Origin of the sequence: Rhodococcus sp. NKCM2511, from assembly GCF_014905595.1 — a bacterium.
GTDB lineage: Bacteria > Actinomycetota > Actinomycetes > Mycobacteriales > Mycobacteriaceae > Rhodococcoides > Rhodococcoides fascians.
Map to the genome: position 1 here is coordinate 385,763 of NZ_BNHJ02000001.1, position 22,940 is coordinate 408,702.

The window sequence follows — 22,940 nt, forward strand, 5'->3', positions numbered from 1 at the left end:
GTGTGGGGTACTCAAGCCAACTCCTGTGTTCTCGGCAGTCCGGATCTTCGCGCAGACCCGCGGCCCTGCCCGCGAAGGGGCGGGCCGGCGCGGCGACGCGCCCAGAACTGTAGGCCGCTACCGCGTCGTTTCCCATAACCACTTGACGATTGCTGGACTGGTCGGAAAGGTCCAGATTGTCAGCGGATGGCCCTGACGTCCGGGTCGCCGCGTCGCGCGAGCGCAACGTTGACCTCGTCGAGAAGTTCGGCCAGATCCTGTGGATACACGTTTTCGCCGACCGCACTCAGCGCCCGGATGTCTGCCTCGGTACACCAGCGATGCCCGGTGACGGTTCGTCGCTCGAAGTCCGTGAACCCGGCACTCTCGGGCTCGAACTCCTGCGTCCGATAGGCGAAGAACAGTTCCTCGGACCGGATCAACGTTCCGTTGAACGGGAAGGTCGCAACTCGACGCCACAGCGGTCCGCGCAGGTCGGACGCGTCGACGGTCAGGCCGGTCTCCTCGTGCACTTCGCGTACCGCTGCCTCGCGAAGGGACTCCCCCTTTTCGACCGCACCTCCGATGGTGAACCAGAAGAACGTCTCGGGCACCGTGGGGTCGTGTCCACGCAGGAGCAGGACACGGCCACGCTCGTCGAGCAACACCACCCGCGCAGAGGTACGCGGCGTCGCCCGAGTCTCACTACCGAACGTTGCCGCGGCCGAGCGCTCCGCGATCTCGAAGTACGACGGCAGGGCCGCGGTGCCGCCGAGATGCAGCCACCGGACCGGACGGCGGACCCGCAGAGCGAGGGTGTCTCGGACGGCGTCGTTGTGGAAGCGTCGTGCGATCAACACGCGTGCTTCGGCGTCGGCGAGTTCGGCGACCAGTTGTGGTGGCAGAGCGGCCGGTTCGACGACGGCGAGTGCCATGGACACCGCGTTCTCCGCTTCCTCCCGCTGCGATCGGTCGGCGCGTTCGGCTCGATCTGCCAGTGCAGCAAGCTCTTTGCTCGACGACACCGAGCCCCGGGTGGCGGCCGACACGGCTCGCGCGACGACGGCTCGGCGCGCGAGTGCAGCATCGAGGGCCTGCCAGGCGAGGTCGGTGCGAACGTGGAGCCGATCGAGTCGGTTGGCGGTTCCGTAGGCCCACAGCCCGACGACGAGGATCAGAACCGCGATCAGTCCGAGGACCAGGATGGTGACGGCAGACAGTGTCATCAGCTCGCGGCTCGCACTTTCTGTCCGCCGAGGGTGACCGTCTCGTACACGCGCAGGATCTGCTCGGCGACGACAGGCCAGTCGTACGTGGACACGGCCGCCGAGGCGGCGTCGACGAGACGCTCGCGGACGGCGTCGTCGGACAGAATGGAGGTGACGGCTGCCGCGAGTGCCGCGGAATCGTCGATCGGAACCAGCAGGCCACATGCGCCGTCGCGTAGGACCCTACGGAAAGCGTCCAGTTCGCTTGCCACCACGGGGGTTCCGGCTGCCATCGCCTCCACCAGAACGATGCCGAAGCTTTCGCCGCCGAGGTTGGGGGCGCAATACACGTCGGCGCTACGCATCGCGGAAGCCTTCGTCGCGTCGTCCACCTGGCCGAGGAAGGTCAGATGCGAGGCCAGCGCACCTGCTTCCTTGCGGAGCTTGTCCTCGTCGCCCCTGCCGACGATGAGAATTTCGATGTCGGGGTGAGATTCGACGAGGGCCGGTAGCGCGCCCAGCAGCACGGCCATTCCCTTGCGCGGTTCGTCGAAGCGGCCCAGGAACAGCACCGTCCGGCCCGGACGCGGATAGCCGTCGAGCACGTCCGCGTCGGCGAACGCCGGCACGTCGACACCGTTGGGAATCTCGACCGCATCGGACCCGAGCGCCTCGACCTGCCATCGCCGCGCCAACTCGGACACGGCGATCCGGCCGCTGATCTTCTCGTGATAGGGCCGCAGCACGCCCTGGAACGTGCTGAGCACGAGGGACTTGGTGGTGGATGTGTGGAACGTGGCCACGATCGGGCCGTCCGCGGCCTTGAGTGCGAGCATCGACAGACTCGGCGCATTGGGCTCGTGAATGTGCAGCACGTCGAAGTCGTTCTCCGAGATCCACTTTCGGATCCGTGAGTACGTCACCGGGCCGAATCGCAGCCGGGCGACCGACCCGTTGTACGGAATGGCCAAGGCTTCTCCGGCCGACACCACGAATTCGGGGAGCTCGACGCCGTCCGAGGCGGGAGCCAGAACGCTGACCCGGTGACCGCGCTCGATGAAGACCTCGGCCAGCTGCTGGACGTGGGCCTGTACTCCGCCCGGCACGTCGAACGAGTACGGGCACACCATGCCGATTCTCATGTGCCCTCGATTCGGGCCCGGCGCTCTGCCGACCAGTCGCTCATCCACAGCGGCTGCAGCATGTGCCAATCGGCGGGATGAGCGCGGATTCCGGCGGCGAAATGATCCGCAACCGTCTGAGTCGCAGCGGCTACTCCCTGCGAGACGTCCACCGCGGGCGAGATGTCGAATCCCCAACCATCGCCGTCGAAATAGCCGTGTACCGGGAGCAGCGTGGCACCGGTGTCGATGGCGAGCTTGGCCGCACCTGCCGGCATTCGTGTCGGTTCCCCGAAGAAGGTCACCGGTACTCCGTGCTTGGCCAGGTCTCGTTCGCCGAGCAGGCAGACCACCTTGTTCTGGCGCAGTCTGTCGGACAACGCGAGCAGGGGCGGTTGCTCGCCGCCGCTGAGCGGAAAGATCTCGAATCCCAGGCTCTCGCGATACGCCACGAAGCGTTGGTACAGCGACTCCGGCTTCAGCCTCTCGGCCACGGTCGAGAGTCCACCGTGCGTCCGTACCAACCACATTCCGGCCATGTCCCAGTTGCCGCTGTGCGGTAGTGCGAGCACCACTCCCTTGCCGGCACCGAGCGCCGCTTCGAGATGTTCCTTGCCGTACACGCATCGATCGATGACGGCCGCCTGAGCGGCCAGGTCCATCGACGGCAGCCGGAATGCCTCACGCCAGTACCGGGCGTAGGAGCGAACACTCTCTCGGATCAGGTCATCCGGGACCTGCTCCGCCGTGGTCCCCAGCACCCGAGCGAGATTGCGGCGCAGCTGATCCGGGCCGCCGTTACGGGACGAGGCGAAGTCGGCACCGCGGTCGAACAACCGACGGGCGACACCCTCGGGTAACGACCGGACGAGACGCCACCCCGCGGCGTACCCGGCGTCGGACGCGCGTTCCGACAGATTCATGTCGGCTCCACACCGCCGTCGTCGGAGACCGATGGAGCCGGCGGCACGATGATGTCGCGGGCACCCTCGGATCCGCGGACGGCGAGCACTCGTTGGAACACGGTCACGATGCTCAGCGCGGCAAGAATCCACATTGCGGGATAGATGAGACTGTCCAGCCACGGTATGTCGAAATGTCTTCCGACACCGGTGAGCCCGGCCCCGACCAGAACGATGACGAGGCGGTCGGGTCGTTCGATCCAACCACCGTCCGCGGACAGGCCGCTGGCCTCGGCGCGCGCTTTGGCGTACGAGATGACCTGCGAGGTGACCAGGCAGACGAGAGTGGCAACGAGCAGTAGCTTGTCGTTCTCGGAATACACGGCCCACCAGGCCAAGCCGCCGAAGATCGCGCCGTCCGCAACGCGGTCGCACGTCGCGTCGAGAACGGCACCGTACTTGGTGCCGCCTCCGCGTGCGCGAGCCATCGCGCCGTCGAGCATGTCGAACAGAACGAACAGGGTGATGACGATCGAGCCCCACCACAGGTAGCCGGCAGGGAACATCGTCACCGCAGCGGTCACGGTGACGACCGTGCCGATGATTGTCACCGAGTCCGGAGTCAGGCCGGTGCTGTTGAGCGCGCGGCCCAACGGGGCCGTCAACTTCGAGACCGGCGCACGGCCGAAGATGCTCAGCACGCCGCACTCTCCCCTTGCCGGTGGTTCATTCGTTCCAGGCCGAGGCAAGCAGGGCCCGAGTGTCGCGGAGCAGTTGCGGCATCACCTTGGCACCGCCGATCACCGTGATGAAGTTCGCGTCACCACCCCACCGCGGCACGATGTGCTGGTGCAGGTGCTCGGCCAGCGAACCGCCTGCAGCCGCCCCGAGGTTGAGGCCGACATTGAAACCGTGCGGGCTCGACACTCGCTTGATCACGCGAATCATCTTCTGCGTGAACGCCATCAGCTCCGAGCTCTCGGCGGGCGTGAGATCCTCGAGCGCCGCGACACGTCGGTACGGCACGATCATCGTGTGGCCGGGGTTGTACGGGTACAGGTTGAGTACGGCATACACCGATTCGCCGCGCGCGACGACCAGTCCGTCCTCGTCCGTCATCTTCGGGATGTCGGAGAACGGCTCGGTCGACTTCACCGATCCCTCCGCCGAACCCTGTGGGGCCTCGGCGATATACGACATCCGATGGGGAGTCCACAATCGCTGCAGCCGATCCGGTTCACCGGCACCGGTGGCGACGATCGACTCGTCGTGTTCTTCCATGTCAGCTCACTCCGGCGGTACTGGTCTGCACGAGTTCGGCGGTCGGTGATGCGTTGTTTCGCGCGGCGATCCACTCGGTGATCACGGTCACGGCCTCCGCCACCGGAACCCCGTTGACCTGAGTGCCGTCCCGGAATCGGAAGCTGACGGCACCTGCTTCGACGTCGCGCTCGCCGGCCAGCAGCATGAACGGGACCTTCTGCGCTGTCTGATTGAAGATCTTCTTCTGCATTCGGTCGTCGCTCGCGTCGACCTCGGCCCTGACTCCGCGCTTCTTCAGTTCCTTCACCACCGCGAAGAGGTGGTCCTGATGCACCTCGGCCACCGGAATTCCGACGACCTGCACGGGCGCCAGCCAGGCCGGGAAAGCACCGGCGTAGTGCTCGGTCAGCACACCGAAGAACCGCTCGATGGATCCGAACAGGGCACGGTGAATCATCACCGGGCGCTCCTTGGTACCACCGGAACCGGTGTACTCGAGCTCGAAACGCTCGGGCAGGTTGAAGTCGAGCTGAATGGTCGACATCTGCCAGGTGCGGCCGAGCGCATCCTTCGCCTGCACCGAGATCTTCGGACCGTAGAACGCGGCACCGCCCGGGTCGGGCACCAGATCGAGACCCGACGCCTCGGCCACCTCGGCGAGGGTGGTAGTCGCCTCCTCCCAAACTTCGTCGCTGCCGACGGACTTCGCCGGATTGCGAGTCGACAGTTCGAGGTAGAAGTCGTCGAGTCCGTAGTCCTTGAGCAGTCCGAGAACGAATTCCAGAGCACGAGTCAGCTCGTCGCGCATCTGGTCGCGAGTGCAGAAGATGTGCGCGTCGTCCTGAGTCATGCCGCGTACTCGGGTCAGACCGTGGATGACGCCGGACTTCTCGTAGCGGTACACCGTTCCGAACTCGAACAGACGCAGCGGCAGTTCGCGGTACGAGCGCCCTCGGGAGCGGAAGATCAGATTGTGCATCGGGCAGTTCATCGGCTTGAGGTAGTAGTCCTGGCCGGGCTTGCGCACGTCGCCGTTCTCGTCGAGTTCGGCGTCCAGGTGCATCGCCGGGAACATGCCGTCCCGGTACCAATCGAGGTGACCGGACACCTCGTACAGATGGCCCTTGGTGATGTGCGGGGTGTTGACGAACTCGTAGCCCTCTTCGATGTGGCGCTGACGTGAGTAGTTCTCGAGTTCGTTGCGGATCACGCCGCCCTTGGGGTGGAACACCGGAAGACCGGAACCCAGTTCGTCGGGAAAGCTGAACAGGTCCAACTCGGAACCGAGCTTGCGGTGATCACGACGTTCGGCTTCGGCGAGCAACTCGAGATGCGCATCGAGCGCCTCGGTGGACTCCCACGCGGTGCCGTAGATGCGTTGCAGATCGGCGTTGTCCTGGTTGCCCCGCCAGTACGCAGCCGAGCTGCGGGTGAGCTTGAACGCCGGCACGTACTTGGTGGTGGGGATGTGCGGGCCGCGGCACAGATCGCCCCAGATGCGTTCACCGGTACGGGGATTGAGGTTGTCGTACGCGGTGAGCTCTCCCCCGCCGACTTCCATGACCTCGGGATCGTCGATCCCGGACTTGTCGTCGATCAGTTCGAGTTTGTAGGGCTCGTTCGCCAACTCTTCACGGGCCTGATCCACCGATTCGTACACCCGACGCGAGAACCGTTGCCCGGCCTTGACGATCTGCTTCATCTTCTTCTCGAGTGCAGTCAGATCCTCTGGGGTGAACGGCTGCTTCACGTCGAAGTCGTAGTAGAAGCCGTCCTTGATGAACGGTCCGATGCCCAGCTTGGCATCGGGGAAGAGTTCCTGGACGGCCTGAGCGAGAACGTGCGCAGCCGAGTGCCTGATGACGCTTCGCCCGTCCTCGGTGTTGGCCGGCACGGGCTCGACCTCGGTATCGGAGTCGGGAGCCCACGACAGATCACGGAGTTTGCCCTCCGGATCTCGCACGACGACGATCGCGTCGGGACCCTTGTTCGGCAGGCCGGTGTCGCGTAGCGCCGTACCTGCGGTCGTTCCTGCCTGCACCGAGATGCGGGCGGGCGAGACGGCGGCGACAACGGGCATGCTCACAGCGATGTACTCCTCGATCGGTTCATCTGGCCAGGAAGGCCTCCGACAGCCTATCGGCAACGGGCCACCGCGCGGCCCTCAGCGCGGCGCGTGCGTCACAAGGGACTCTCGAGCCAGGTCCAGTCGAGGCCGAACCAACCTCCGACCAGCGCGAAAGTGCCCAGAAGCCACAGTGTTGCGAGCACGACGACCGTCGTGAACAACACGCCGAGTCCCTTGACGACGATCGACTGCTTCGAGAACCAGGCCATGAACGCGTCGTACCTCTTGCGGACGAAGCGCAGCGCGCCCTTGGCCCACTCGAACTCCGAGGCCAGGATGCCCAGTCCTGCGAACACGATCAGCCAGCCGGGGCCGGGGTACGGAATGGCCAGCACACCCAACGCCAACACCAGAGCTCCGACGACACCGACAGTGATCCGGTAGGCGAGATCGAGCGACTTGTTCTCGGCGATGCGAGACCGAAACCGTCGATGCTTCTTCGCCAGCTGTTCTGCCGGACCACTCGAGTCCGCTGTGCTGGTCTTGCCGTCCGCCTCGCGGGACGTGTATCCGTCGGTGCTCACCGGGTCAGATTACCGGGACGGAACACCAAAAAGCCCGCACCGACAAGCGGTGCGGGCTTTCTTCGTCTGTGGTCCCGGCTGGGATCGAACCAGCGACCTTCCGCGTGTGAAGCGGACGCTCTTCCACTGAGCCACGGGACCGAACGAGGCAAAACATTAACACGAGGTGTCGCAGTGGATCGAATCGCCTGCTCCGGCTCGTCGATGTCGCATTCGACGCCTGCATCGAGCGCAGACCTCGCTCCCCCGGACCCGGCCCGACCCCATCTTTCACACGGTTCACAGCCGCCAGAGACCCGAATTCTGGGGCTGACCACGAGATTTGTGAGTTTCACTCCCGTTGGGTTAATGTTTTCCCCGCACCACGGAGACAGCAACTGCCCAGCAGTGATTGCCTCCGGGGTATGCGGATGTGGCGCAGTGGTAGCGCATCACCTTGCCAAGGTGAGGGTCGCGGGTTCGAATCCCGTCATCCGCTCGAGGGTCTCGACCCATGGTGGAGTGGCCGAGTGGTGAGGCAACGGCCTGCAAAGCCGTGCACACGGGTTCGATTCCCGTCTCCACCTCGCTAGTGCATCGGTTGCGAAGGCCGATGCGAGGACATGCGCGATTAGCTCAGCGGGAGAGCGCTTCCCTGACACGGAAGAGGTCACTGGTTCAATCCCAGTATCGCGCACCACAGTCAGAACAAAGGACCCCCTTTCGAGGGGGTCCTTTTTTGTGTCTTGCCCAGTCTCGGTGGTGATTCACGCCATAGAAGTGCACAGTGGAGACGACGCACACACTTCGATGGAAGGACACTCACGTGTCGGACGATGCTCGCAGTGCACCCACGGACGAAACACCCACCGACACGGCCGGCCCCGGTAGCGCGACCGACAGCGAAGAGCCTCAGGTCGACGACGCCACACTCGAAGAAGCGAAGAAATCGGTCGAGGGACTCGACGACCGATACCGACCCGGCGCTCGGCCCACTGTGGCTCTCCCCGGAACCAACGGCACCGTCGCGGGTACAGCCTTTGCCGACATGGTCGACGACAACGGTGAGATGGTGGATGCCGACGATCAGGATGTATCCGACAGCTCCGAAACAGACAGCACGGACACCGATCACGCCGGCAGCGACGAAAAGGTAACGTCCTCGACCGATGGCTGAACACGACGTTCCCGACGCCCCCGCCGACATCGAACTCGGCGGGGGCGTCGCGTTTGTTCACACGCCGCCGATCCCGTCGCGCGGAGGGCTCGCTCTCACTCACGGTGCGGGCGGCAACTGTGGGTCGGTGCTCCTACAGAACATTGCGTCGGTGTGGGCGGCGGCCGGCTTCACGGTGTTGCGGTTCGACCTCCCGTTCCGAGTCCGCAAGGCCAAGGGTCCTCCGCATCCCTCCCGTTCCGAGGAGGACCGGATGGGGATCGCCGCGGCCGTCGATCGACTGCGTGCCGAAACCGACGGGTTCGTCGTGTTCGGCGGGCATTCGTACGGCGGCAGGCAGGGATCGATGATCGCGTCGGAGCAGCCGGGTCTCGTGGACGGTCTGGTGCTGACGTCCTATCCCCTGCACCCACCGGGAAAGCCCGACAAGCTTCGGACCCACCATCTGCCCGACCTACGTACCCCCACTGTTGTGCTGCACGGCACCAAGGATCCGTTCGCTACCACCGAAGAACTCGGGGCGGCGTTCGCTATGGTTCCCGCGCCCACACTGCTGATCGACATCGACGGTGCAGGCCACGATCTCGCACCGGCGAAGTACGACGCAGCGCAGCGGACTCTCGATGCTGCTGTCTCACTGTTCGAATCGCCGCTCGCCGATCCGTCGGGCGTCGTCCCGCTCTTCGACCCGTCACGCTGAAGTGGTGTACTGACGTTATGCCGACCTGGGGATGGTTCATCGTTGCGCTGGTCCTCGTCGATACCGCGGTGCTCGCGGCCTGGTTCCTCGCGCGTCGAAAGCCGGACAGATCGCGTGCCACGTCCCAGAGCCTGAAGCTGGTAGGACTGGACGACGGTGCGCGAGCAGAAATTCACCGATTGTTGGCCGCCGACAAGAAGATTCAGGCCATCAAGGTCTTCCGTGATCGAACCGGTGCCGGATTGCTCGATGCCAAGAACGCAATCGAGACGATGCAACGCGGAGCACCGTTTCCTCCCCCGTCGACCATTCTCGATGCAGCGAGTTCGGGTCCCGTGCGATGGGACGACCTCCTCCCCCGATTGACGGCACTCAAATCGGAAGGCAAAGCGATTGCGGCGATCAAGCTGCTGCGCGATCGAACAGGACTGTCGTTGCGGGACGCGAAGAATGCCGTCGATCAGCTGTGAGCGTTCGTGAGGCGGGCCCGGCGGATGCGCACCGAGTCGCCGACCTGGCCGCACTGACCTTCCCGTTGGCCTGCCCACCGGGAACGCAACCCGGTGATATCGAGACTTTCATCTCGAACGTGTTGTCTGCCAAGCACTTCGAGACGTACATCGTCGACCCGAACCGGACCGTACTGCTCGACGAGTCGGCTGAGGCACAGGTACTCGGATACGCGATGCTGGTGTTCGGCACTCCCACCGACTCCGGCATCCGCTCGGCGCTGTCCCACGAGCCGACGGTAGAGATCAGCAAGCTGTACGTCCGACCCACCGAACACGGCGGCGGAGTCGCAGCGCGCCTGATGACGTCGGCGCTGGACAGTGCTCGTCGGCATGGCTGCCGAGGGGCGTGGCTGGGCGTCAACCAACAGAACGTCCGCGCCCAGAAGTTCTATGCCAAGTACGGATTCGAGACAGTCGGCACCAAGACGTTCGTCGTCGGCGACCGGACGCACGACGACTACGTCATGCAGGTGCAGCTCTGAGCCTGCCTCGACCGAGGCAGGTCAGCCGACGGCAGCGAAACGAGACAGTGCGAGCAGACGGGACGTCGCACGGAGGTACTTCTTCCGGTAACCACCCGCGAGCATCTCCTCGGTGAAGATCTCGTCGAGCTTGCCACCCGAGGCCGTCACCGGAATACCCGCGTCGTACAGGCGGTCGGCGAGGACGACCAGTCGCAACGCAATTGCCTGATCGGAAGCCGGGTGCACGTTCTTCAGGAACACCGCGGGAATACCGTCCAACAATTTGCCGTAGCGCGACGGGTGCAGCGTGCTCAGGTGCGCCAGCAGGTCGTCGAAGTCGTCCAGGGTCGCGCCCTCGATACCGTCGGCACGCTCGACGAGCTCGGCCTCCGACGTCGGCTCCGGGGCCGGCGGCAGATCGCGGTGCCGGTAATCGGGACCGTCGACGCGGACGGACTCGAAGATCGAACCGAGCTTCTTGATCTCCCGCAGGAAGTCCTCGGCCGCGAAGCGGCCTTCGCCGAGCTGGCCGGGCAGGGTGTTCGACGTCGCCACGATGGACACGCCGCGCTGCGAGAGCTCCGACAGCAGTCGCGAGACCAACATCGTGTCGCCCGGATCGTCGAGCTCGAACTCGTCGATGCACAGAACACTGTGGTTCGAGAGCTCTTCGAGAGCCTTGTTGAAGCCCAATGCACCGACGACGTGCGTCAACTCCACGAACGTGCCGAACGCCTTCGGTTCGGGGACGCTGTGATAGATCGAGGCCAGCAAGTGGGTCTTACCGACGCCGAAGCCGCCGTCGAGGTAGAGCCCCGCACCGGTGGCCGGGGTCTTCTTACCGAACAGCCCGCGCTTGCCCTTGCCGCGAATCTTCTGCACCTTGTTCGCGAATTCCTCGGCTTTCGCGACCGCAGCGGCCTGCGTCGGCTCCTTGGGATCGGGAATGTACGAGGAGAAGCTGACGTCGTCGAACATCGCCGGCGGAACCATCTGCGCGATCAGCTGATCGGAGGGGACCACGGGATTTCGGTCGACAAGGCGTGCGGGCATTGATCGAGCGTAACGACGTGGTCTCATGTGACTCATGCAGCTTCTCGATATTGGGACCTACTTCACATCGGAGCAGGCCGCCGCAGCGCTCCCCGCCATCGGAACGGAAGTGGACGACGACGGTCTGCGATCGCTGTATGCCTACCCGACCGATGTGGGCCGACCGTGGATCCGTACCAATTTCGTCTCCAGTATCGACGGGTCCGTCACCTCCGACGGTGCCTCGGCCGGATTGGGCACCCCGGCAGACACCCGGTTGTTCGGCATCCTGCGTGAGCTGTGCGATGCGGTGCTCGTCGGCGCCGGCACCGTGCGCGGAGAGAACTACGGCGGGGTCGCCCTGTCTCCCGATGTCATCTCTCGCCGGCAGGCGAACGGTCAGGAATCGGTGCCGACCATCGTGGTCGTCACCGCCTCCGGCTCCATCGATGCGCGGTCTCGCCTACTGACGGACACAGCGGTGATGCCGGTGGTGCTCACGTCCGCCGCGGCGGACCGCTCTGCGGTAGGCGAACTCCGGACGGCCGGGGCGACGGTGCTCGAGGTGTCCGGCGAATCGGTGTCGACCACCGACATTGTCGAGTCTCTGTCCCAGCTCGGGTTCGGTCGCGTGCTGTGCGAGGGCGGACCAGGACTGTTCGGTCAGCTGGTGTCCGACGGGGCGGCGGACGACGTGTGCCTGACGATCTCACCGAAGGTGATCAGTGGGCCTGCCGGCCGCATCGCCCATGCCGCACACGCCGCCGATACGTCCATGCAGCGCGCACTCGTGCTCGGCGACACCGACGGCACGCTGTTGACCCGCTGGGTGCGGCCGTGACGAGAGACGCGGGCGCGGCAGCGAAGCAAAAGTAGATAGCCTCGCACCGTGACGCAGAAACGTTCGTTGCTCGCCGCAGTACTCCTCGTCGCCACGGTCTGCGCGGCCTGTGGAGGCGGCCCGTCGATCCGTCCCGAAGTGGCGGTGGAGCAGCGCTCGCCCGGTCAGCCCGCCGAGTCGTCGCCCGCAACCCCGCCCGAACCGGCTGCACTCGATGTTCCGACCACCGACCTCGATTGGTCCGAGTGCACCTCGGCCACTCTCGGGATGTTCGGGCTCACCGCCACCACGCCGGGCCTGACACTCGAATGCGGTGAGTACGAGGCCGATGTCGACGCCAGCGGTCAGATGTTCGGCACCTTCGCCGTCGGGGCGCTTCGGGCCAAACTCGACCGGACACCCGTCGATGCCGGGCCCCTGGTGTTCACGTCCGGTTCGGATCGTTCGTCGATCGCAACCTTGGCCACGATGGCCGCCGGCCCACTCGCCACGCTGCTCGAGGCACATCCGATCGTTGCCGTGGATCGCCGCGGCATCGGACGCTCGACGGCCGTGGACTGCATCGACGACACCCCCCAGGCGCCTACCAAGGCTGCCGTCGATGCCCTGGGACAGTTCTCCAGATCCGACTCGGACTCCGTCGACCGCGCGGTCGACGCCGGACGAGACGCCACCATCGAATGCACCGACACCCTGCAGCCGCAGGAACTCGCCTTCGGCACCGGGTACGCCGCGGACGATCTCGATCGGCTTCGGCAGTTGTGGGGCGTGGACCGGATCGGCCTGATCGGAGCGGGGAACGGTTCTCTCACCGCCATGGCCTACGCCGCGAAGTTTCCCGACAACGTCGCGCGGCTGATCCTCGATTCGCCGACGGGCGTCAACGCCGACCCGGCAACGCTCGCCGAGCAGCGAACTCAGGGCAAGGAAGCGGCGTTCGCTGCCTTCGCACAGCGTTGCGTCGCGCTGAACTGCTCGCTCGGAAGTGACCCGACGGCCGCAGTGGCACAGTTGATCAAGCGCGCCGCCGGCGGCGAATTCGCACCGCTGTCCACACACGAAATTCTCGACGCGATCACCTTTGCGCTGGCCTCGACCGCGGAAGACGCGTCGACGCGGGCGAGAGATCTGTCCTCGACGCTCTCCGCTGCCGCCGCCTCCGACACGACTGCGCTCGCAGCGCTCGCCGAACGAGGCCGGGCGGCGTACAGCACCGACGGCCAGTTCGTCGCCCGCTGCACGGACGGGCAGCAGTGGCCCTCTCCGCAGGGCGTCCGCGACCTGGCACCGGGGTGGGCCGACCGCTACCCGATCTACGGAACCGACGCTGCCCTGACGGCATTGCTGTGCTCGTCCTGGCCGACAGCTCCCTCCGTCCCACTGCCCACCTCGCTGGACGTTCCGGTCCTGGTGCTGTCCAACGCCGGCGACCCGATCGTCGGCAACGGCGGCCTGTCCTCGGTCACCGGCCTGATCGGTGCGACGGGTGCCGCCGTCGCGTCGGCCGCCTGGCAGGGCAGCGGGCATCCGAGCATCGGCGGGTCGCAGTGCCTGCAGAGTGCTGCTGTCACCTACGCCCGAGACACGACGCTTCCGACCGACGGCACCGTCTGTCCGGCCTGACTCGACTCCTCGGAGGGTCGCGAAAGACACGGGCCCCGCGGGGTGTCCTGAACGGCCGCACCGACCGTCTCGGGTACCGTTCGCGGGTGTCACTTAGCTTTCTGGAGCCGCGTACCGGGCGGACCACCGCCGAAGTAATCAAGTACGCGCTCTGGCCGATCGCCATCATGACCGTCGTGCATCGGGTGGTGATCAGGGCGGTCAACGGCGATGTCACCAACGACTTCAACCCGGTGTACAACGCAGCTCTCGCGTTCCTCAACCGGCAGCCGGTGTACACCGCGAACTTCGATTCGGTCGATCCTCATTACCTGTACCAGCCGAGCGCGACGATGCTGCTCTCCCCCATCGCCATCATCGACCCGGAGCGCTCTCGCTGGCTGTTCATCCTTGCCAGCACCGTGGCCATCCTCGTCGCGCTGTACATCCTGCTGCGCATCTTCGGCTTCCGACTGGACTCGGTGGCTGCACCCGCCCTGCTCCTGGCTGCCTTCGTCAGCGAGACGGTGACGAACACACTGGTGTTCACCAACTTCAACGGTTTCGTACTCCTCGGCGAAGTGGCGTTTCTCGGATTCCTGTTGCAGCGCAAGGATTTGTCCGCCGGTGTCGCGATGGGCTTGACCCTGGCGATCAAGCCGATGCTCGCACCACTGCTGCTGCTCCCCCTGATGACGAGACAGTGGAAGGTGTTCATCACCTCGATTGCCATCCCGGTGGTGATGATGGCCATCGCCTGGCCGTTGTCCGTCGATCCCATGAATTTCATCGATCGGACGCTGCCGTACCTGCTGCAGACGCGTGACTACTTCAACAGCGCTGTCGTCGGCAACGGCCGTTACTACGGAGTGCCCGAGTTCCTGACCCTCGGCATCCGCGCCGTCCTGGGCATCATGGTGTTGGTCTCGCTGTGGTTGCTCTACCGGTACTGCCGAGAAGATCGACTGTTCTTCTTCGCCACCACCTCCGGCCTGATCCTCACCGCGCACTGGCTGCTGGGCTCACTGGGCCAGATGTACTACTCGATGATGCTGTTCCCGTTGCTCATGACGGTCGTGCTCAGGAACTCGCTACTCCGGAACTGGCCGGCCTGGCTCGCGATCTACGGGTTCATGAACGCCGATCGTTGGTTGTCCGGACGGTGGATCGAAACCGGACGGGCCCTCGACTATCTCCGCACCACCTTCGGTTGGGCGCTGCTGATCGTCGTGATCTTCGGAGTGCTCGTCGGACGCTGGTTCGCCGCGAGATCAGAGGGACGGCTCGACGAGGGAATCGAGCCCAGCTACCTGTTACCGACCGCGTCACCAGCGAAAACGGCATAACCCGGCAAATCGTATTAGCGTGTCAGCATGAGTTCAGCAACAGACAACAATGCCGCTCCGGCCGTCCAGCTCACCGACGCGCAGTGGCGGGAGAAGCTGACACCCGAGGAGTACGCGGTTCTGCGTCAGGCCGGTACCGAGCGCCCGGGCGTCGGCGAATACACCGACACCACCACCGAAGGCATCTACGAGTGCCGCGCCTGCGGAGCCGAACTGTTCCGCAGCACTGAGAAGTTCGAATCGCATTGCGGATGGCCGTCTTTCTTCGACCCGGCCGACAGCGACGCCGTCATCCTGAAAGAGGACACCACCCTCGGTATGCGCCGCGTCGAGGTCGTTTGCCGCAACTGCCACAGCCACCTCGGCCACGTCTTCGAGGGCGAGGGCTACCCCACCCCGACCGACCAGCGGTACTGCATCAACTCGATTTCTCTGGTGCTCAAGCCTGCATCCTGATCGGTCCGGACATCCCGGGGATCGCCGCGCACTCGGCGAACCTGTGCTGAGGATGCGTCGAAACCGAGCCGCGAACCCGGAGATTACCTCTGCTTGACCCGATCGTTAGGGTAGCTTTGGGGTTGTGGCCACGTCGATCAAGACCTTCTGGTGGCGCCAGGTGAAAATCACCGGCGTCACACCCAATTTCGGTGACGAATTGACGCCGGGACTGGTCGGAACATTGTTCGGGCAGAAGTGTTCCTGGCGTCGCGCGAAGCGCTGCGACATGATCGGGGCAGGTTCCACCCTGGAAATGGTCCAGCTCATGCAGGCCCGGAAGGGTCTCAAGGTCTGGGGCTCGGGTTTCATGCTCAGTGACGCCGCCCACGAACGAGACTTCAGCTACCCCGATTTCGACTTCTACGCGGTTCGCGGACATCTGTCGCTGGGACGCATCAAGTCCGAGCGCGAGGCCGCGGTCGGGGACCCCGGGCTGCTGGCGAACAGAGTCTATGCACGCTCCCCACGTGTACCCGGCCGGATCGGCCTCGTCTACCACTGGGTGCACAAGAAGGATCCCGTAGTGCGCTCGCTTGCGCGAGACAAGAGAGTCACGTTGATCGACCCGTCCAGAAAGCCGGCCAAGGTCATCGCCGACATCACTGCATGTGACTTCGTGATGTCCACGAGTCTGCACGGGTTGATCGTCGCAGACTCGTACGGCATCCCCAACGCATGGATAAAGCTGCCGCAAGACATAGGCGGCAACGGATACAAATTCGACGATTATTACTCTGCATTCGACCGAGAAGCTGTCCAGCATTCGTCGGACCTTGCGCGAGATCACGATCGAATCGCGCAGCTACAGCACGAATATCGGCTGGTCCCGAATCTGAAAGAAATTCAGGACAATCTGATCGGAGCCTTTCCTTTCGCTCCGCCCTACACAGCCTGAATTCGACAGGCCGACACTCGAGCCGGTCATCATTCGCTCCCACATGATCGCTTTCGAGCGCCCTATTGCGACGGTGCATACTGTGAGCATGCGCACTTTCACCTCACCAGAGCAGATCAAGGCGGCCGTCGGCGAAGAACTGGGAACCAGCGACTGGCTCCAGATCACCCAGGAACGGGTGAACACCTTCGCCGACGCCACCGGCGACCACCAGTGGATCCACGTCGACGTCGAACGAGCGAAAAAAGAGAGCCCGTTCGGCGCTCCGATCGCCCACGGATTCCTGAGTCTGTCGCTCGTGTCGATGCTGAACTGGCAGATCTACACCATCGAGAACACCAAACTCGGAATCAACTACGGCTCCAACAAAGTTCGCTTCATCAACCCTGTCAAGGTCGGATCCCATGTCCGGTTGCGGACCACCCTCACCTCTGTCGAGGACGCGTCGGGCGGAGCGTTGCAGATCGTGACGACCGCAACGCTCGAGATCGAAGGCGAGGACAAGCCGGCCTTGGTTGCCGAGATCATCTCGCGGGTGGTGTTCTGACCGATCGTGTCACCGGTGGATCGAACGCAGTGATCGGCGGCAGCGGCGCGTCGTAGCGTTCGATCTCCACCAGCACGTGCTGCCCGGTGCACCCTCGCGAGAGCGACGACGACCCGACGTCGGCGGTGAGAACGTTCACGCTGCCGTGCTTGCACATCGAATCGGGATCAGCCGGATCGAGCGGGTCGTACCAGGCCCCGGTCGACAACTGAACTACCGCTTCGAGCATCGCGTCGTCGACGACCACCCCGGCCAGGCACGAACCGCGGTCGTTGAACACTCGCACCACATCGCCGTCCGACACTCCCCTGGCCTCCGCCGCAGACGGGTGCATTCGTATCGGCTCTCGGCCCTGAACCTTCGAATTCCGGCTCACCGCACCGTGATCGAGCTGACTGTGCAGCCTGGTGCGCGGCTGGTTGGCGATCAAGTGCAGAGGAAACTGCTCGGCCCGCGGCCCGCCGAGCCATTCCTGCGGCTCGAACCACATCGGGTGCCCGCGGCAATCCTCGTAAACGAACCCCGCGACCGTCGCCGAGAAGATCTCGATCTTGCCGCTCGGTGTCCGCAGCGCGTTGCCGATCGGGTCCTGGCGAAAATCCTCCAGGAACGTCAACTCGTCCTCGGTCTTCATCCGGAACGAGCCCTCACGCGTGAAGTCTTCGAATTCCGGGGTCTGCACGCCGTCGGCCCGCAAGTACTCGCGCCACTGCCCGTACATGTGCTCGAGCCATTGCTGTGACGTGCGCCCCTCGGTGAACTGCTGCCCCACACCGAGTTTCATAGCGAGTTCCGCGAAAGTGTCGTAATCGTCGCGTGAATCGGCGAATCGCTCGGCAGCCGGCGCCATGGCCACGAGCAGTGGATCGTTGCGTGTGCAGCTCAGATCCGACCGTTCCAGCGATGTGGTCGACGGGACTACGACGTCTGCGTGCTTGGCCATCGGCGTCCAGTAGGGATCGTGGACGACGACGGTATCGGGCCTGCCGAGTGCCCGGCGCAATCGTCCCAGATCCTGGTGGTGATGAAACGGGTTGCCGCCCGCCCAATAGACCACTTTGATGTCGGGATAGACCAAACGTCGGCCGTCGTAGTCGAATTCGTGCCCGGGGTTGAGCAGCATGTCCGAGACAGCTGCAACCGGAATCAGATCGGCCACCGGATTGATTCCCTGCGGCAGTGTGGGCAACGGATAGGGCACAGGAGCGAGGCCGGGCTCGTTCATCGAGCCGTATCCGTGTCCGAATCCCCCACCGGGCACGCCGATTTCGCCCAACATCGCTGCCAACGTGATGCCCATCCACGGAGCCTGTTCACCGTGCTGCGTACGTTGCAGGGACCACGTGACGGTCACCATCGTGCGTTTCGACGCCATGTCCCGTGCCAGCTCTGCGATTACGGACGGCTCGATACCGCAGATCTCCGACGCCCACTGCGGGGTCTTGGGAGTGTCGTCCGAGACACCGAGAAGGTAGCGCTCGAACTCGGGGTAACCCTCGCAGTATTTCTCCAGAAACGCTGTGTCGTGCAGTTTTTCGTCGGCCAGGACGTATGCCAGAGCCAGCATCATCGCCACGTCGGTTCCGGGCCGTGGGGCGATCCACCGCGCCTCGCCCGACATGTCGTTGCGCAAGGGACCGACGGTGACGATCTGCCCGCCGCGGGCGCGCATCGCGTCGAGCGAACCGACGGTCGGATGATCCGACGTACCACCGTGATTGATGCCGGTGTTCTTCACCGGAACTCCGCCGAACGCCACCAGCAGTTCGGTGTGTTCGGCGATCACGGACCAGGATGTGGAGCGCGAGAACATCTTCCAGTGCGCGCCGAGCACGTGCGGCATGATGACGCCGGTCGCACCGAGCGAATAGCTGTGCACGGATCGCGTGTAGCCGCCGATGCAGTTCAGGAAGCGGTGTACCTGACTCTGCGCATGATGAAAGCGGCCGGCACTGGCCCAACCGTACGACCCGCCGTAGATGGCGTTGTTGCCGAATGTGTCCACCACGCGGCGCAACTCGCGCGACAACAGGTCGGTGAGCTCGTCCCACGAGACGTCGACGAACTCCTCGCTACCGCGCCTGTCGGTGGGGCCGGGACCGTTCTCGAGCCAGCCCCTGCGTACCGCAGGCGAGGTGACTCGGGATCGATGGGTCACCGAGCCGACGAGGTTGCCCAGCACCGGGGAAGGATTGCTGTCCGTCACCTGAGGATGAATCGCGGTGACGTCACGTCCGTCCGAGTCGGCGCGGAACATCCCCCAGTGGCCCATGTGCTGGACGCCGGTCACTCCGGTCATCGAATCCCGAACGCGCTCAACGCTGCCAGCAGTGCGTCGGGACGCTCGGCCGTCGGCACCGGATCGACGAGTGCGAAACTGCACCCGATCTCCTGTGCCGCGCCGTCGGCCTCGGCGCTGTCGCCCACCATCAGCGTCCGCGCGGGCTCGACGCCGAGAGCGGCCACCGCATGTCGGAAGATCTCCGGTTGCGGTTTGACGTGACCGACTTCGAACGAGAGCACGAATTCGTCGACGTACCGGTCCAGGCCCCGAGCAGTGAACGCCGGACGGATGTCGAAGGCAATGTTGCTCAGCACCCCGACCCGAATCGACCGTCCCGCCAATGTCGACAGTGCCGCTTCCGTGTCGGGATAGGGCGTCCAGGAGTCGGCGTCGATGACTCGTCCGTACACCGATTCGGCCTGTGCCTCGTCGGTGATGCCGGACTGCGCCAGAACGTGCAGATACGCCTGCCGATGCAGGGCCGGATCCAGATCGCGATGACGCCATGCGTGCCGAGTGGCGTCGTCGAACTCGACGGTCTCGCCGACCGGAGCGGTCATGCGTCGCATGAGCTCGGCGGCTCCGGCTCCGTCGACCGGAACGCCGTCGGCATCGTGCACACCGTCGAACCACGACGGCTCCTCTTCCAGTCGGAAGAGTGTGCCGGAGAAGTCGAAGAGAACGGCGTCGACGATGGGTGTGTCCGTCCCCGTCACGGTAGTGATTCGACGAGCGCGTCCACCTCGACCCGAGGGCCGGTGAAGAACGGCGTCTCCTCGCGCACGTGTCGGCGTGCCTCGGTGGCCCGGAGATCGCGCATCAGGTCCACGATGCGGTCGAGCTCGGGTGCTTCGAAAGCCAGGATCCACTCGTAGTCACCGAGCGCGAACGAGGGGACGGTGTTGGCGCGCACGTCCTTGTAGTCGCGCGCTGCCTTCCCGTGATCGGCGAGCATCGTCCGACGTTCCTCGTCGGGCAGCAGGTACCAGTCGATCGAGCGGACGAACGGGTACACGCAGATGTAGGCGCCCGGATCCTCGCCCGCGATGAACGCAGGCACGTGGCTCTTGTTGAACTCGGCGGGGCGGTGCAGTGCGGTGTTGCTCCATACCGGCGTGCTCGCCTTGCCCAGCGCGGTGGTGCGCCGGAAGTCGGAGTACGTCGCCTGAAGGTCCTCGATGCGCTCGGCGTGCGTCCACACCATGAAGTCGGCATCGGCCCGCATGCCGGCGATGTCGTAGACCCCGCGCACGACGACACCCTTGTCCTCACGGCCCTCGAAGAATGCCCTTGCTTCCTTCGCAGCGGCCGCGCGGTCGTCGCCCAGAACCCCGGGTGTGACCTTGTAGACCGAGAACATCAAGTACCGAAGAGTCGAATTGAGCGCTGAGTAATCGAGGCGTGCCATGGCCCCTATCGTGCCACCTCGACCAGACGGGCGGCAGCGGTGGTGGCGGACGCAATACAGGCCGGTACCCCGACGCCGCGCTGCCACGCTCCGGTCACGGCGAGCCCGGCGAGTTCGGACACTCCGGATTCGATGGCGGCGACGCGGTCGAGGTGTCCGGGAGCGTACTGCGGCAGTCCGCCCGGCCACCGCTGGACGGTCACTGCCAGCGGCCGGGTGTCGATACCCGCGACCGTGGCCAGGTCGGCGAGCGCGACGTCGATCGTGTCCTCGTCGGATCGCTGCGCGGCGGTGTCGTCGCCGAATCGCCCGAGCGAGGCTCTCAGCAGTACCGCCTCACGCTCGGCCAGGTGCGGCCACTTTCGACTGGACAGCGTGAACGCCTTCACGTCCAGCCCCGCGTCCGTCGCCACCAGAATTCCCGAATTCTGCGGCAGCTCGGTCGACGTCGGAAACGCCATCGCCACGACCGTCGACGACGCCAGTTCGATCTCACGGGCCGCGCGCGACGCGTCCGGTGCGAGGTCTGCGATGAGATCGGCCAGTATCGGTGCCGGTACCGCCAGCACGACCCCGTCGACCACACCCACCCGATCGACGAACCAGCCGCCCGACTCACGGCGGATCTCGCCGACGCTCGTCTCGCGCAGAACGCGAGCGTCGGTGGCTGTAACCAAGGCATCGAGCAGCACCGCGTAGCCGTCCCGGAGTCCACCGAACACCGGCCCCGGGGACGGAGTCGGGAGTGCCGTCAGCACAGCCTCGGTCAGGTTCGCCGCGCCGTTGTCCAACGCAGCGGCCAGCGTCGGCAGCGCAGCACGGACACCGATGGAGCTCGCCGAACCGGAGTAGACCCCGCCGAGCAGTGGATCGACCGAACGGCTCACCACCTGGTTCCCGAAACGTGTGCCCACGAGATCGGCCACGCTGGCATCGGAGCCCCGGACCCATCGAAACGGCCGCTCGGTCTCGGTGTCGATGATGTGCAGCTCGGACGGATCGACCAGCTCTCGGACGGACTCCGCCGACGATGGGATACCCATCAGGGTGCCCACCGGAAGTGGATGAGTGCGACCACCGGAGAAGACGAGCGGTCGCACCGTCGACGGGTGCACGAGCTGATCGGTGAGCCCCAGTTCCGCAAGCAGCGCGGGCACCTCCGGGCGGCGACCGATGAATGCCTCGGCACCGACATCGAGCGACTGATCGCCGACCGAGGTGGTGCGCAGGGTGCCGCCCACCCGGGACGATGCCTCGACGAGAGTGATCTCTGCGTCGGGCCCGCACGCCTGCCGCAAGCGATACGCCGCGACGAGGCCGGAAATTCCGCCGCCGACAACGGCGTAACGCCGGACGGTCACAACGAATGCACCAACGAGACGACGCGAGTCAGGATGTCGGGATCGGTATCGGGAAGCACGCCGTGGCCGAGATTGAACACGTGGCCGCGGGCACCGGCCGCGATCGCACGATCCGCCTCGGCGGCAATGCGTCGGACCTCGGCCTCGACTGCGTCCCAGCCCGCGAACAGCACTGCGGGATCGAGATTGCCTTGCAGAGCCTTGCCGTGGCCCACCCGGTGCACCGCGTCGTCGAGCGGAATCCGCCAGTCGACCCCGACCACGTCGGCACCGGCCTCGCCCATGGCACCGAGCAGTTCTCCGGTGCCCACCCCGAAGTGGATCTTCGGGACGCCGGCCGAGGACACGGCGTCGAACACTCGTGTCGAGTGCGGCAATACGTACTCGCGGTAATCGGCGAGCGAGAGTGCACCCGCCCAGGAGTCGAACACCTGAACGGCGTCGACGCCCGCAGCCAGCTGGGCCTGCAGAAAGGTGATCGTGGTGGAGGCCAATGCGTCGAGCAAGGCGTGCCACGTGGCCGGATCGGACCGCATCAGAGCTTTGGTCTTCTCGTGATTGCGGCTCGGACCACCCTCGACCAGGTACGACGCAAGAGTGAAGGGTGCGCCGGCAAATCCGATCAGCGGGGTGGTTCCCAGCTCACGAGTGAGAATGCGGACGGCGTCGGCCACCGGCTGCACCTGGTCGGAGGTGAGGACGGGCAGAGCCGCGACGTCCGCAGCCGAACGCACCGGATGCGCAACCACCGGTCCAGTACCGGCGACGATGTCGAGATCGATGCCCGCGGCTTTGAGCGGAACCACGATGTCGGAGAAGAGGATCGCTGCGTCGACGTCGTGACGACGTACGGGCTGCAAGGTGATCTCGGCGACCAGATCGGGCCGGAAGCACGAGTCCAACATCCCGATGCCTGCACGGATCTTGCGGTATTCCGGAAGGGACCTGCCGGCCTGACGCATGAACCACACCGGCCGCCTCGACGTCGGTCGACCGTCGATCGCGGCCAGAAACGGCGCCTCCGGAAGTTCTCGTCGGGCGGGGGCTGCGGTGTGCGATTCGGCGTTCATCACCGTCCATGCTGCCACGTGCGACAACCGCCGCTACCCTCGAGGGCGAGACACTCATCGCAGTTCAGGACACTCGGATCGTTCGACGGACGCTCGGCG

At 65.2% G+C, this 22,940-nt stretch carries 23 protein-coding genes and 4 tRNA genes; 13 read left to right on the forward strand and 14 right to left on the reverse strand.

The genetic code is table 11. The features are described 5' to 3' along the window. Nucleotides 1-179: 179 nt before the first annotated feature. The 8 genes from JLZ96_RS01580 to JLZ96_RS01615 all read right to left on the reverse strand — a co-directional run bounded on the left by JLZ96_RS01580 (nt 180) and on the right by JLZ96_RS01615 (nt 7,266). Nucleotides 180-1,205: an NUDIX domain-containing protein gene (locus tag JLZ96_RS01580; protein WP_201009391.1), complete on the reverse strand. Its 1,026-nt coding sequence runs from the start codon at nt 1,203-1,205 to the stop codon at nt 180-182. After that, the gene (locus JLZ96_RS01585) at nt 1,205-2,329 is read right to left on the reverse strand and encodes a glycosyltransferase family 4 protein (protein ID WP_027496938.1); all 1,125 of its coding nucleotides are present in this window, start codon (nt 2,327-2,329) and stop codon (nt 1,205-1,207) included. The genes JLZ96_RS01580 and JLZ96_RS01585 overlap by 1 nt, the downstream gene beginning before the upstream one ends. Next, nucleotides 2,326-3,231: a phosphatidylinositol mannoside acyltransferase gene (locus tag JLZ96_RS01590; protein ID WP_032372505.1), complete on the reverse strand. Its 906-nt coding sequence runs from the start codon at nt 3,229-3,231 to the stop codon at nt 2,326-2,328. The genes JLZ96_RS01585 and JLZ96_RS01590 overlap by 4 nt, the downstream gene beginning before the upstream one ends. Next, nucleotides 3,228-3,911: a phosphatidylinositol phosphate synthase gene (gene pgsA, locus JLZ96_RS01595; protein WP_027496936.1), complete on the reverse strand. Its 684-nt coding sequence runs from the start codon at nt 3,909-3,911 to the stop codon at nt 3,228-3,230. Before pgsA ends, JLZ96_RS01590 begins: the two co-directional genes overlap by 4 nt. A gap of 25 nt (nt 3,912-3,936) precedes the next feature. Beyond that, on the reverse strand, nt 3,937-4,491 hold the full coding sequence (locus JLZ96_RS01600; RefSeq protein WP_032365076.1) for an HIT domain-containing protein: 555 nt from the start codon (nt 4,489-4,491) through the stop codon (nt 3,937-3,939). A gap of 1 nt (nt 4,492) precedes the next feature. Continuing rightward, nucleotides 4,493-6,553, reverse strand: coding sequence for a threonine--tRNA ligase (thrS, locus tag JLZ96_RS01605; protein ID WP_032391465.1), 2,061 nt, complete (start codon nt 6,551-6,553; stop codon nt 4,493-4,495). A 101-nt stretch (nt 6,554-6,654) separates the two neighbouring features. Beyond that, nucleotides 6,655-7,047, reverse strand: a complete 393-nt coding sequence (locus JLZ96_RS01610) for a TIGR02611 family protein (RefSeq protein WP_094621941.1) — start codon at nt 7,045-7,047, stop codon at nt 6,655-6,657. 147 nt (nt 7,048-7,194) lie between these two features. Continuing rightward, nucleotides 7,195-7,266, reverse strand: a tRNA-Val gene (locus tag JLZ96_RS01615). A gap of 265 nt (nt 7,267-7,531) precedes the next feature. Between JLZ96_RS01615 and JLZ96_RS01620 the strand changes: the two genes are divergently transcribed. The 7 genes from JLZ96_RS01620 to JLZ96_RS01645 all read left to right on the forward strand — a co-directional run bounded on the left by JLZ96_RS01620 (nt 7,532) and on the right by JLZ96_RS01645 (nt 9,975). Then, nucleotides 7,532-7,603: transfer RNA gene (locus tag JLZ96_RS01620), tRNA-Gly, on the forward strand. A 17-nt stretch (nt 7,604-7,620) separates the two neighbouring features. Continuing rightward, nucleotides 7,621-7,691: transfer RNA gene (locus JLZ96_RS01625), tRNA-Cys, on the forward strand. Nucleotides 7,692-7,729: 38 nt separating this feature from the next. Further along, a tRNA-Val gene (locus tag JLZ96_RS01630) sits at nt 7,730-7,804 on the forward strand. A 126-nt stretch (nt 7,805-7,930) separates the two neighbouring features. Next, nucleotides 7,931-8,281, forward strand: a complete 351-nt coding sequence (locus tag JLZ96_RS01635; RefSeq protein WP_201010777.1) for a hypothetical protein — start codon at nt 7,931-7,933, stop codon at nt 8,279-8,281. Then, on the forward strand, nt 8,274-8,981 hold the full coding sequence (locus tag JLZ96_RS01640; RefSeq protein ID WP_201009392.1) for an alpha/beta family hydrolase: 708 nt from the start codon (nt 8,274-8,276) through the stop codon (nt 8,979-8,981). The genes JLZ96_RS01635 and JLZ96_RS01640 overlap by 8 nt, the downstream gene beginning before the upstream one ends. A gap of 17 nt (nt 8,982-8,998) precedes the next feature. Beyond that, nucleotides 8,999-9,451: a hypothetical protein gene (locus tag JLZ96_RS24910; protein WP_027496931.1), complete on the forward strand. Its 453-nt coding sequence runs from the start codon at nt 8,999-9,001 to the stop codon at nt 9,449-9,451. Next, nucleotides 9,448-9,975 carry a GNAT family N-acetyltransferase gene (locus JLZ96_RS01645; protein WP_236253804.1) on the forward strand — a complete coding sequence of 176 codons (528 nt, stop codon included), beginning with the start codon at nt 9,448-9,450 and terminating at the stop codon, nt 9,973-9,975. Before JLZ96_RS24910 ends, JLZ96_RS01645 begins: the two co-directional genes overlap by 4 nt. A 21-nt stretch (nt 9,976-9,996) precedes the next feature. On the opposite strand, the gene zapE is transcribed toward JLZ96_RS01645, so the two are convergent. Then, a complete protein-coding gene (gene zapE / locus JLZ96_RS01650) occupies nt 9,997-11,010 on the reverse strand; it encodes a cell division protein ZapE (RefSeq protein WP_032365070.1) in 1,014 nt (337 codons plus the stop codon). Nucleotides 11,011-11,044: 34 nt separating this feature from the next. Here zapE and JLZ96_RS01655 point away from each other — a divergent pair, with 34 nt between their 5' ends. From JLZ96_RS01655 to JLZ96_RS01680, 6 genes are all read left to right on the forward strand, one after another. Then, nucleotides 11,045-11,830 (forward strand): pyrimidine reductase family protein, encoded by a 786-nt coding sequence (locus JLZ96_RS01655; protein ID WP_032370461.1) that lies wholly within the window; start codon nt 11,045-11,047, stop codon nt 11,828-11,830. Between the two features lie 48 nt (nt 11,831-11,878). Then, entirely contained in the window at nt 11,879-13,453 is a 1,575-nt protein-coding gene (locus JLZ96_RS01660; protein ID WP_201009394.1) for an alpha/beta fold hydrolase, read from the forward strand. Between the two features lie 47 nt (nt 13,454-13,500). Further along, nucleotides 13,501-14,778, forward strand: a complete 1,278-nt coding sequence (locus JLZ96_RS01665) for a glycosyltransferase family 87 protein (RefSeq protein WP_239536511.1) — start codon at nt 13,501-13,503, stop codon at nt 14,776-14,778. A 27-nt stretch (nt 14,779-14,805) separates the two neighbouring features. Further along, nucleotides 14,806-15,234 carry a peptide-methionine (R)-S-oxide reductase MsrB gene (msrB, locus tag JLZ96_RS01670; protein WP_027496925.1) on the forward strand — a complete coding sequence of 143 codons (429 nt, stop codon included), beginning with the start codon at nt 14,806-14,808 and terminating at the stop codon, nt 15,232-15,234. Nucleotides 15,235-15,358: 124 nt separating this feature from the next. Beyond that, nucleotides 15,359-16,171: a polysaccharide pyruvyl transferase family protein gene (locus tag JLZ96_RS01675; protein WP_201009395.1), complete on the forward strand. Its 813-nt coding sequence runs from the start codon at nt 15,359-15,361 to the stop codon at nt 16,169-16,171. An 88-nt stretch (nt 16,172-16,259) separates the two neighbouring features. Continuing rightward, nucleotides 16,260-16,718, forward strand: coding sequence for a MaoC family dehydratase (locus JLZ96_RS01680; protein WP_027496923.1), 459 nt, complete (start codon nt 16,260-16,262; stop codon nt 16,716-16,718). Here JLZ96_RS01680 and JLZ96_RS01685 read toward each other — a convergent pair. Genes JLZ96_RS01685 through hemE form a run of 5 tightly spaced genes read right to left on the reverse strand, consistent with a single transcriptional unit; the run spans nt 16,696 to nt 22,841 of the window. Then, entirely contained in the window at nt 16,696-19,017 is a 2,322-nt protein-coding gene (locus tag JLZ96_RS01685; protein ID WP_236253805.1) for a molybdopterin-dependent oxidoreductase, read from the reverse strand. The two genes, JLZ96_RS01680 and JLZ96_RS01685, sit on opposite strands and share 23 nt — an antisense overlap. Beyond that, nucleotides 19,014-19,718, reverse strand: a complete 705-nt coding sequence (locus JLZ96_RS01690) for an HAD family hydrolase (RefSeq protein WP_230073514.1) — start codon at nt 19,716-19,718, stop codon at nt 19,014-19,016. The genes JLZ96_RS01685 and JLZ96_RS01690 overlap by 4 nt, the downstream gene beginning before the upstream one ends. Further along, nucleotides 19,715-20,410, reverse strand: coding sequence for a hydrogen peroxide-dependent heme synthase (hemQ, locus tag JLZ96_RS01695; RefSeq protein ID WP_027496920.1), 696 nt, complete (start codon nt 20,408-20,410; stop codon nt 19,715-19,717). The genes JLZ96_RS01690 and hemQ overlap by 4 nt, the downstream gene beginning before the upstream one ends. A 5-nt stretch (nt 20,411-20,415) precedes the next feature. Continuing rightward, nucleotides 20,416-21,771 (reverse strand): protoporphyrinogen oxidase, encoded by a 1,356-nt coding sequence (locus JLZ96_RS01700; protein WP_032388684.1) that lies wholly within the window; start codon nt 21,769-21,771, stop codon nt 20,416-20,418. Then, the gene (gene hemE / locus JLZ96_RS01705) at nt 21,768-22,841 is read right to left on the reverse strand and encodes a uroporphyrinogen decarboxylase (RefSeq protein WP_032387502.1); all 1,074 of its coding nucleotides are present in this window, start codon (nt 22,839-22,841) and stop codon (nt 21,768-21,770) included. The genes JLZ96_RS01700 and hemE overlap by 4 nt, the downstream gene beginning before the upstream one ends. Nucleotides 22,842-22,940 lie beyond the last annotated feature (99 nt).